The sequence below is a fragment of the Amnibacterium endophyticum genome (assembly GCF_042680685.1).
In the GTDB taxonomy this organism is placed as follows: Bacteria; Actinomycetota; Actinomycetes; order Actinomycetales; family Microbacteriaceae; genus Amnibacterium; species Amnibacterium endophyticum.
Genome location: NZ_JBHUEA010000006.1, coordinates 1 through 9,779, shown reverse-complemented (window position 1 = coordinate 9,779; position 9,779 = coordinate 1). Strand labels below are relative to the sequence as shown.

The following is a 9,779-nucleotide window of genomic DNA, read 5'->3' as shown; positions in this document are numbered from 1 at the left end:
GGGGCCGACGCGTCGACGCCGACCCCTGTCCGAATCGTTTCTGGGTCAGGGCATCGACCAGCCCGCTGGCCACCCCGACGGCCATCCGGGCGCGCCATGGTGAGCGATGTCGGCGATCAGGCGATACGCGATCGGCGCCCGATCTCCGTCTTGTCCGACGGTGCTCCATACGCCGCCCTGGCCGTCGGAGATCGCGACGTGACCGACGCCGCGAGCTGCCGTCGGCCAGAACACGAGGGCACCGACCGGAGCCGCTGACCGACCGTTGGTCGGCGAGCCGTACTTTGCATAGATCACGCTGGCCTTACCAGTCTTGGGCGAGACGCCAACCTGCTTCCATGCGGCCTGGACGAACTTCGGGCAGTCGCCGGACCACTCGCCGGCCAATGCGCCGTCAGCCGCCCAATCGGAAAAGAGGCGCTGCACGTCGGCGGAAGCGGTGACCTCCCCCTTGCGGTCAGCCGCCCACCGCACAGCACGCGCTGCGGGCGAGGATAGAACCGCTTGAGTTGATGAAGGGGCGCTACCGCTCGTGCACCGGGGAAGAGCTGCACTCCAGGCCACGTAGCCGCCGCCGTCGATCGCGGAACGCGGGCCGCCAGGCGTGGTAGTGACGACATCGTGGACGTAGGTGTTGTCGGCGAGCCGGTCCCAGGTCCGATTGTCGGCGTACTGCGAGAAGCCGAGCCGACTGCCGACGAGCTGACACACGATCGCTATCGTTGACCCGTCCACCTCAGTGCGAGCGACGGGACTTCCAACGTCCGCCGAGCGTCGGATGTTCACGGTGGCGCCACCTCCGATGTACTGCGTCGTTGCCCTGAACGTCTGCGCGGCGGGTTGCGCGGGCGCCGACGACGAGGCGGTCGGTGCGGCGCAGCGCGGAACGGTGCTCGACCAGGCGACATACCCGCCGTCGGACAAGGCGATCCGCGCTCCGCCGGGCGTGGTCGTCACCGCGTCGTGGACGTAGCGCCCGTTGGTCAGCCGGTCCCAGGTGCGGTTTTCGGCGTACTGGGAAAAGCCGAGACGGCCGCCGACGAGCTGACAGTCGATTTCGATCGCGGTCTGCACGGGAAGTGTTTGCACCACTGAGCTGGTCGTGCTGGCAGCGCTACGCACGTTCACCGTGCTGCCGCCGCCGATGTACTGCGTCGTGACGCGGTAGCCCGACACCGCTACCGCGGGCTGAGCCGTGGCGACGACGCCGAGTGGAACGAGCGCGGCCATCGTGATGGCCACCGCTCGCCGGGGGATCCGCATGCGAACTCCTTTGGTCGACCTGCTTGTCCGGCTCCGTCACCGGATCAGGTTGTCCTGAACGTAGGAAGAGCGCGCCCACGCGGCTTCCCCGTTTTCCCGGGCATGGAGGGCAGATCGCATTCAAGTCAGCGGTGGGACACCTCACCGCACCGCCGTTGCTGGAGCAGGTGAAGGTGCTGCCTGGCCTCACTCGCCTGACCAGCGACAAGGTCTGGCGGGACGGCAAGCCGCGCCTCGCGCATCGGACGCTGGAGCTGTCGCTCGCCGACTGCGATGCCACGTCGCGCGATCGGGTGGGAGGCGGGGCAGATCGTCCTCCACGGCTTCGCCGGTGCGGCGGACGGGCGGGTCATCGGCCTGTTCACAAACGTCGGGCAGGGCTAGGGGGTCCGAGGAGGCCTGACCGGGCCGGCCGTGGCGCGCGCGGGCAACGCATGGCGGCGTGGGTAACGCCTCGAGCGATCGCACAGGCCGCTGCGCGTTGCACGGGGCTCCGCGGGGGCTCAGGAGCCGAGCGCGGGCTCCTTGACGATCGCGTTCAGGACGCCGTTGACGAACTTCGGGCTGTCGTCGGTGGACAGCTCCTTCGCGAGCTCCACGGCCTCGTCGATCGCGACGCCGACGGGGACCTCGTCGTTGAAGCGGGCCTCCCAGACCGCCATCCGGAGGATGCCGCGGTCGACCGCCGGCATCCGCTCGATGCGCCAGGAGGTGGAGTGCCGGGTGATCAGCAGGTCGATCTCGTCCTCGTGGTCGATCACGCCCTGGACGATCTCGCGGGCGTACGGCCAGCTGTTCGCGCGCTCGGGGCGGGAGGCCGCGCGCAGCGACTCCGCCTCGAGCGCCTGCTCGATCGTGTCGCCCCGCACGTCCGCGCTGAACAGCACGTCGAGCGCCCGGCGGCGCGACTTGGTGCGTGCGGACACTAGGAGACGCGACCCAGGTAGTCGCCGCTGCGGGTGTCGACCTTGACCTTCGTGCCGGTCTCGAGGAACAGCGGCACCTGGATCTCGGCCCCGGTCTCGAGCGTCGCCGGCTTCGTCCCCGCGCTCGAGCGGTCGCCCTGCAGGCCCGGCTCGGTGTAGGTGACCTCGAGGACGACGGACGCGGGCAGCTCGACGTAGAGGGCGTTGCCGTTGTTCATGGCGATCGTCGCCGACTGGTTCTCGAGCAGGTAGTCGGCGGCCGACCCGACGGTGGCGGCGGGGATGGGCAGCTGCTCGTACGTCTCGCCGTCCATGAAGACGAAGTCGTCGCCGTCCTTGTACAGGTACTGGTAGTCGCGGCGGTCGACGTTCTCGATGTCGACCTTCGCGCCGGCGTTGTACGTGCGGTCGACGACCTTGCCGGTGACGACGTTCTTCAGCTTGGTGCGGACGAACGCCCCGCCCTTGCCCGGCTTGACGTGCTGGAACTCGACGACGCTCCAGAGCTGCCCGTCGATGGAGAGGACGACGCCGTTGCGGATGTCGGCGGTGCTGGCCATGGTGCCTCCTTCGAGTCTTCGGCTCCTGAAGCCGACGGAGGAGTCTACCGGGCCCGTCCCGCGCGCCTCACGATCCACTCGAGGGCGAGGCCGTAGCCGTCCGTGCCGAGCCCCGCGATCACCCCGGTGGCGACCGGGGACACCACCGAGACGTGCCGGAACTCGTCGCGGGCCTGCGGGTTGGAGATGTGCACCTCGATGAGCGGGAGCCCGGTCTCGGTCACGATCAGCACGGCGTCGTGCAGCGCGTACGAGTAGTGGGTGAACGCGGCGGGGTTCAGGATCACGGGCGACGCGGTGTCGGCGGCCTCGTGCAGCCAGCCGATCAGCGTCGCCTCGTCGTCGGTCTGGCGCAGCTCGACCTCGAAGCCGTCCGGAGCGGCGGCGGCGAGCCCGGCCGCGACGTCGCCCAGGGTGGTCGTGCCGTACACGTCCGGCTGGCGGCTGCCGAGCCGCTGCAGGTTCGGGCCGTTCAGGACGAGGACGCGCGTCACGCGCCGACCCTACCGAGCGACCGCCGCCGAGCGTCCGCCGATCTCGTTGCCCGCGCTCTGGGCCTCCTCGACCTGCAGCTTCCGCGCGCCGGGCTCGCTCAGGGTGAGCACCGCCTCGACGACGTGCTCGTCACGCTCGACCGCTCTCGCGACGGCGACCAGGCGCGCCGCCGTCTCGTGCTCGACCTGGTCGCCGACGAGGTCAACCGCGGCGACGAGGAAGACCCTCGAGGGCCCGACGAACTCGACGTGCAGGTAGGAGACCGACTCGACCTCGGGCTCCGCGAGCAGCAGGCGCAGCACCGCCCGCACGGTCCGCGGCGGCGGCACCTGGCCGATCAGGAACTGCCGGTTCACCTGGATCAGGACGACGGCGACCACGCCGAGGAGGACGCCGATGGCGATCGAGCCGATCGCGTCGTAGACGGCCGAGCCCGTGATCTGGTGCGTCGCGATGCCCGCGGCGGCGATGACGAGCCCGATCAGCGCCGCCGCGTCCTCGAAGAACACGGCCCGCACCGTCGGGTCGGACGTGCGCAGCACGTGCTCGAGGACCTCCTGGTCCTGATCGGACGCCTCCTGCCGCGCCTGGTGCACGCTGCGGAGGAAGGACGTGCCCTCGAGCAGGAAGGCGACCCCGAGCACGATGTAGGCGATCAGGCTGTCCTCGGCGGGCTCGTCCGCGGTCAGCTCGGCGATGCCGTGCTGAATCGACAGCACCGCGCCGACGGTGAAGAGGCCGACGGCGGCGAAGAGCGACCAGACGTAGGTGTCCCGGCCGTACCCGAGGGGGTGCAAATCGTCCGGCTGCTTGCGCGAGCGCCGCTCCGCGATCAGCAGGAAGACCTCGTTGCCGCTGTCGGCCCACGAGTGCGCGGACTCGGCGACCATCGACGCGGAGCCCGTGAGCAGCGCCGCGATCGACTTCGCGATCGCGACGAGCACGTTGGCGCCCAGCGCGACGAGCACGGTCAGGAGCGAGCCGCCCCCTCCTCGGTCCTGACGACTCCTCGGCACGCCGTGAGTCTGCCCCCGGGGTCCCGGACGTGCGCCGAGCGCCGAGCCGGCGGGGGCGCGGCCGTCAGGCGGCGACCTCCTGGAAGGCGGTGAAGAGCAGGTGGTCCTCCGGGCCGTTCAGGATGCTCGTGCGGCCGATCCCGTCGAGCAGCACGAAGCGGAGCAGGCCGGCGCGGCTCTTCTTGTCGCGGCGCATCGCCGTCTTCAGCGCGTCCCAGCGGTCGCCGGGGTAGGTGAGCGGCAGCCCCAGCGACCCGAGGACCTCGCGGTGCAGCGCGACGCCGTCGTCGTCGAGGCGCCCGACCAGCCGCGCGAGCTCCGCGACGAAGACCATGCCGACGCTGATCGCGGCGCCGTGCCGCCAGCGGTAGCGCTCGGCGTACTCGACCGCGTGACCGAGGGTGTGGCCGTAGTTCAGGATCTCGCGGCGCCCCTGCTCGCGGAAGTCCTCGCCGACCACCTCCGCCTTCACCCGGATCGCCCGGGCGACGAGGTCGGCGAAGACCTCCGACGCGGGGTCGGTCGCCTCCTCGACATCCGCGGTGAGGGCGTCGAGGATGCCGGTGTCGGCGATGAAGCCGCACTTCGCGACCTCGGCGAAGCCTGCCAGCAGGTCGTTGCGGGGCAGGGTCTCGAGCACGTCGAGGTCGGCGAGCACGCCGATCGGCGGGGCGAACGCGCCGACCAGGTTCTTGCCCTCGGTCGTGTTGATGCCGGTCTTCCCGCCGACGGCCGCGTCGACCATGCCGAGGACGCTCGTCGGCAGGGCGATGAACGGGACGCCGCGCAGCCAGGTCGCCGCCACGAAGCCGGCGAGGTCGGTGACCGCGCCGCCGCCCAGCCCGATGACGACGTCACCGCGGCCGAGGTCCGCCTGGCCGAGGATGCCCCAGCAGAACGCGGCCACCTCGATCCGCTTCGCGTCCTCCGCGTCCGGCACCTCCGCCGTCAGGACCTCGACGCGGCCCGCGAAGCGCTCGCGGACGGCGTCCGCCCGCCGCGCCTGCACCGGCTGGTGGATCAGGAGGGCCTTCTTCGCGCCGGCGGGCATCAGCCGCTCCAGCTCGTCGCCGAGCCCGCGGCCGACGACCACGTCGTACTCCCCCGCGCCCCGCACCGGGATCCGCTCCGTCGCGCTCATCGCTCCTCCTCCTGCCGCAGCGCCTCCGCGAGCTCCGCGGCGATCCGGGTCATGGGTCGTCTCGACGTGTCGACGACCACGTCGGCGAGCGCCGCGTAGACCGGCGCGCGCTCGGCCGCGATGCGCCGCCAGGACGCGAGCCCGTCCGTGAGCAGCGGGCGGCCGCCCGCGGCGATCCGCTCCGCCACCGCCTGCTCGTCGACCGTGAGGAGCACGACCGTGCAGTCCGACAGGTCCTCGCGCGTGCCCGGGTCGAGCACCGCTCCGCCGCCGAGGGCGACGACGCCGCCCGCCGCCAGCTCCCGCTGCACCACACCGCGCTCGATCGCGCGGAACGCGGCCTCGCCGTGCCGCGCGAAGAGCTCCGGCACCGGCCCGTGCTCGCGGGCGATCGCCGCGTCGGTGTCGACGAAGCGGCGGTCGAGATGCTTCGCGACCCGTCGCCCGATCGACGACTTGCCCGCGCCCATCGGCCCGATGAGCGCGATCGTGCGGCTCACAGGCCCGAGCCGCTCCGGAGCGTCGCGGGGATCGCCTCGAGGTAGGCCTCGAGGTTGCGCCGGGTCTCGGTCACGGCGTCCCCGCCGAACTTCTCCACCATCGCGTCCGCGAGCACGAGCGCGACCATCGCCTCCGCGACCACGCCGGCGGCGGGCACGGCGCAGACGTCGGAGCGCTGGTGGTGCGCCGACGCCGCCTCCCCGGTGGCCACGTCGACCGTCCGCAGCGCCCGCGGGACGGTGGAGATCGGCTTCATCGCGGCCCTGACCCGCAGCCGCTGCCCGGTGGTCATCCCGCCCTCGATGCCGCCCGCGCGGTCCGTCGCGCGCTCGACGACGCCGTCGGTGAGCACCAGCTCGTCGTGGGCCGCGGAGCCGCGCCGTGCGGCGGTGCGGAACCCGTCGCCGACCTCGACGCCCTTGATGGCCTGGATCCCCATCAGGGCGGCGGCCAGCCGCGCATCGAGGCGGCGGTCGCCGTGCACGTAGGAGCCGAGCCCGGGCGGCAGGCCGGTCGCGACCACCTCGACGACCCCACCGAGGGTGTCGCCCGCCCGGTGCGCGTCGTCGATCTCGTCGAGCATCCGTGCGGCGGTGGCGGCGTCGGCGCAGCGCACCGGGTCGGCGTCGATGCGGTCGCGGTCCGCCGGCGACGGCACGGGCGACTCCTCGGGCACCGCGACGGGACCGATCGCCACGACGTGGCTGACGACCTGGACGCCGAGCTCGGCGAGGAACGCGCGGGCGACCGCGCCGAGCGCGACCCGCGCGGCGGTCTCGCGGGCGCTCGCCCGCTCGAGGACCGGGCGGGCCTGGTCGAAGCCGTACTTCTGCATCCCCGTGAGATCCGCGTGCCCCGGGCGCGGCCGGGTCAGCGGCGCGCCGCGACCGCGGGAGGCGTCCGAGAGGGGCGTCTCCTCGGGGCTCATCACCTCGCGCCACTTCGGCCACTCGGTGTTGCCGATCGTGAGCGCGATCGGTGCGCCGATGGTGCGGCCCTGCACGACGCCGCCCGTGATCCCGAGCTCGTCCTGCTCGAACTTCTGCCGCGACCCCCGCCCCGCGCCGAGCCTTCGTCGGGCGAGGTCGGCCCGCACGGCGTCGCCGGACACGGGCACGCCCGCGGGCAGCCCCTCGAGGATGGCGGTGAGGCTCGGGCCGTGCGACTCACCGGCGGTCAACCAGCGCAACATCGTCAGCGATCCTCCCATGCCCCGGCCCGGCGGCCGGGCCGCTCCCGGATCACCCCAGCCCGACGGCGTCGCGCATGACGGCGCGGACCTCGGGCTCGCGGTCGATCGGCTCCGCGAGCGTCCCGCCCGTGAACAGGCGGACCTGGAGCACGGCCTGCTCCACCAGCATCTCGAGCCCGTGCCGGAGGGTGCCGCCCGCGGCGGCCCAGGCGGCGCCGAGGGCGGAGGGCCACGGGTCGTAGGCGACGTCGAGCAGCGGCGTGCCCGGCACCCGCGCAGGCACGTCGAGCACCGCGTCGGCGCCGCCGGGCAGCGTCGACACGACGACGTCCGCGTCCGCCAGCGGCGCGGCGGAGAGCTCGACCACCTCCGTCGCGAGATCGCCGAGCCCCGCCGCCGCCGCGGGACGCCGTGCGGCGACGGTGCGGTGCTCGACGCCGAGGCGGGCGAGCGCCTCGAGCGCGCTCGCCGCCGTCGCCCCGGCGCCCAGCACCACGGCGCGGCGTGCGCCGACGAGGTCCGCCAGCACCGCCTCGACGCCGCCGACGTCGGTGTTGAAGAGCCCGGGCCGCTCGCCGAGCACCACGGTGTTCGCGAGCCCCAGCCGCGCGACGAGCGGGTCGTGCCCGCCGACCAGCGGCAGCACCGCCCGCTTCAGCGGCATCGTCAGCGAGAGCCCCACCCAATCGGCGCCGAGGCCGCCGAGGAAGGCCCGGAGCCCGTCCTCGCGCACCTCGATCCGCTCGTAGCGCCGGTCGAGCCCGAGCACCCGCGCCGCGGCGTCGTGCAGCAGCGGCGAGCGGGAGTGCGCGATCGGCGAGCCGAGCACGGCCAGGCGGCCCGTCACCGGCCTACTTCGCGTAGGAGGGGTGCGCGGCGAGCCACTTCAGGAACTCGTCCGCGTTCTTCTGGTGCTGCGCGTAGGTGGTCGCGAACTTCGTCTCGCCGGTCTCCAGGTTCACCGTCACGAAGTAGAGCCACTTGCCCTTCGCAGGCGAGACGGCTGCCTTGATGGCCACGTCGCCGGGGCTGGAGATGGGGCCGATCGGCAGCCCGTTCCGGAGGTAGGTGTTGTACCCGTTCTTGTCGGCCTTCTCCGCCGGCGTCGGCACGACGGTGGTCCCGCCCGCGCCGTAGCTCACGGTCGCGTCGGACTGGAGGGGCATGCCCTCCTTGATCCGGTTGAGGAACACGCGGGCGACCTTCGCGTCGTCGACGCCGTTGCTCTCCTTCTGCACCAGCCCGGCGAGGATCAGCGTCTTCTCGCGGTCCTTCGGCGCGACGCCGGCCTCGTCCAGCGCCTGCTTCATGCGGTCGACCATCGCCTGCAGCATCGCCTTCGCCGACGTGTCCGGCTGGAAGGTGTAGGTCGCCGGGAAGAGCCAGCCCTCGATGTTCGGCGCCGACTTCGGGATGCCGAACTGCTCGTAGTCCTTCGCGGCCGCCTTCAGGTCGGCCAGCGGCACGCCCGTCGCACCGGCGGCGATCTGGAGGATCTGCTTCGAGGTGGATCCCTCGGGGATCGCCACGGTGGACTCGACGCGGTTCGCCGGGTCCTGCAGCGCCTTCAGCGCCGCCTCGGCGCTCATGTGGTGCCGCAGGTCGTAGGTGCCGGGCTGCAGGGACGGCTCGGGCTTCGTCTTCAGCAGCAGGTCGTAGAACGCGGCCTGCGTCTTCGTGACGCCCTGCTGGACGAGCGTCGCCGCGACGTCCTGCCCGTAGTCGCCGGGGCGGATCTCGACGCGCACGCTGCCCTCGCCCGGACCGCTGTAGTCGTTGCTCCAGCCGAAGAGCGCCTTCACCTGGTCGGGGTAGGTCGTGTAGGCGAACCAGCCGGCGCCCGCGACGGCGAGCACGATCACGAGCAGCATGCCGATCGCCCAGGGCCAGATCCGGCGGCGCTTGCGGCGCTCCCTGCCGTGCCGCGGCGGCTCGTCTCCGTCGTCGGGCGGGCTGGCGAGCAGCTTTCCGAACTCGTCGGCCGGGTCCTGCTGCTGTCCAGGGGTGTGCGCCACGAGGACTACTTCCGGTTCGGGTCGAGGAGTGCTCCCGGCGCCGTCCCGGAGGACCGCTCGGCGTCGAGGGCGTGCTGCAAAAGTACCACCGCGGCGACCTGATCCACGACGGCCCTGGTCCCGCGGGTCTTTCGGCCGGACGCGCGGAGCGCTCCCTGCGCGCTGACGGTGGTCAGCCGCTCGTCCACGAGGCGCACCGGGAGCGGCCCCTCGGCCAGCAGCGCGGCGACCGCGCGGGCGTCCGCGGTCGAGGCGGTCTCGCGGCCGGACAGCGCGACGGGCAGCCCGACGACCAGCTCGACCGCACCCGTCTCGTCCGCGATCTCGAGGATCCGCCGCACCGCCGGACCGGGGTCGCCGCGGCGCGCGACGGTCTCCACCGGCACCGCCAGCAGGCCGTCCGGGTCGGAGCGCGCGACGCCGACGCGGACCGTGCCCACGTCGACGCCCAGCCGGACGCCGCGGCGCGGCGCCGCAGGCGCGGCCCCGCTCAGGAGCGGATCCCCGCCGCGACGGCCTCGAGCGCGTCGGCGATGCGCCCGGCGTCGGCGCCGCCGCCCTGCGCGATGTCGTCGCCGACGCCCGGCGCCGCGCCGGCGCGCTCGGGGCCGCCGCGGCGGGGATCCGCTCCTGAGCGGGGCCGGGCCTGCGGGGCCCCGCCCCCGCCGCC

Annotated in this window: 11 protein-coding genes and 1 pseudogene; all 12 read right to left on the bottom strand. The window is 73.3% G+C overall.

All coding sequences use genetic code 11. The features are described 5' to 3' along the window. Nucleotides 1–45 precede the first annotated feature (45 nt). Entirely contained in the window at nucleotides 46–1,263 is a 1,218-nt protein-coding gene (locus ACFSBI_RS05285) for a hypothetical protein (protein ID WP_377932765.1), read from the bottom strand. Between the two features lie 503 nt (nucleotides 1,264–1,766). After that, nucleotides 1,767–2,189 carry a transcription antitermination factor NusB gene (gene nusB, locus ACFSBI_RS05280; RefSeq protein ID WP_377932763.1) on the bottom strand — a complete coding sequence of 141 codons (423 nt, stop codon included), beginning with the start codon at nucleotides 2,187–2,189 and terminating at the stop codon, nucleotides 1,767–1,769. Beyond that, complete coding sequence (gene efp / locus ACFSBI_RS05275; protein WP_377932761.1) at nucleotides 2,189–2,749, bottom strand: elongation factor P; 561 nt, start codon at nucleotides 2,747–2,749, stop codon at nucleotides 2,189–2,191. The genes nusB and efp overlap by 1 nt, the downstream gene beginning before the upstream one ends. A 44-nt stretch (nucleotides 2,750–2,793) precedes the next feature. Continuing rightward, nucleotides 2,794–3,243 (bottom strand): type II 3-dehydroquinate dehydratase, encoded by a 450-nt coding sequence (locus tag ACFSBI_RS05270; RefSeq protein ID WP_377932759.1) that lies wholly within the window; start codon nucleotides 3,241–3,243, stop codon nucleotides 2,794–2,796. Nucleotides 3,244–3,252: 9 nt separating this feature from the next. Continuing rightward, nucleotides 3,253–4,260 (bottom strand): cation diffusion facilitator family transporter, encoded by a 1,008-nt coding sequence (locus ACFSBI_RS05265; RefSeq protein ID WP_377932757.1) that lies wholly within the window; start codon nucleotides 4,258–4,260, stop codon nucleotides 3,253–3,255. 64 nt (nucleotides 4,261–4,324) lie between these two features. Continuing rightward, the gene (gene aroB, locus ACFSBI_RS05260) at nucleotides 4,325–5,401 is read right to left on the bottom strand and encodes a 3-dehydroquinate synthase (protein ID WP_377932755.1); all 1,077 of its coding nucleotides are present in this window, start codon (nucleotides 5,399–5,401) and stop codon (nucleotides 4,325–4,327) included. Continuing rightward, on the bottom strand, nucleotides 5,398–5,901 hold the full coding sequence (locus ACFSBI_RS05255; RefSeq protein WP_377932753.1) for a shikimate kinase: 504 nt from the start codon (nucleotides 5,899–5,901) through the stop codon (nucleotides 5,398–5,400). The genes aroB and ACFSBI_RS05255 overlap by 4 nt, the downstream gene beginning before the upstream one ends. Continuing rightward, the gene (gene aroC / locus ACFSBI_RS05250; protein ID WP_377932751.1) at nucleotides 5,898–7,094 is read right to left on the bottom strand and encodes a chorismate synthase; all 1,197 of its coding nucleotides are present in this window, start codon (nucleotides 7,092–7,094) and stop codon (nucleotides 5,898–5,900) included. The genes ACFSBI_RS05255 and aroC overlap by 4 nt, the downstream gene beginning before the upstream one ends. 49 nt (nucleotides 7,095–7,143) lie before the next feature. Further along, nucleotides 7,144–7,941 (bottom strand): shikimate dehydrogenase, encoded by a 798-nt coding sequence (locus ACFSBI_RS05245; protein WP_377932749.1) that lies wholly within the window; start codon nucleotides 7,939–7,941, stop codon nucleotides 7,144–7,146. Between the two features lie 4 nt (nucleotides 7,942–7,945). Then, a complete protein-coding gene (mltG, locus tag ACFSBI_RS05240) occupies nucleotides 7,946–9,109 on the bottom strand; it encodes an endolytic transglycosylase MltG (RefSeq protein WP_377932747.1) in 1,164 nt (387 codons plus the stop codon). Nucleotides 9,110–9,114: 5 nt separating this feature from the next. Further along, nucleotides 9,115–9,603, bottom strand: coding sequence for a Holliday junction resolvase RuvX (gene ruvX / locus ACFSBI_RS05235; protein ID WP_377932971.1), 489 nt, complete (start codon nucleotides 9,601–9,603; stop codon nucleotides 9,115–9,117). Further along, a pseudogene (locus tag ACFSBI_RS05230) lies at nucleotides 9,600–9,779 on the bottom strand (hypothetical protein); the annotation flags it as partial. The gene ruvX and the pseudogene ACFSBI_RS05230, both read right to left, overlap by 4 nt.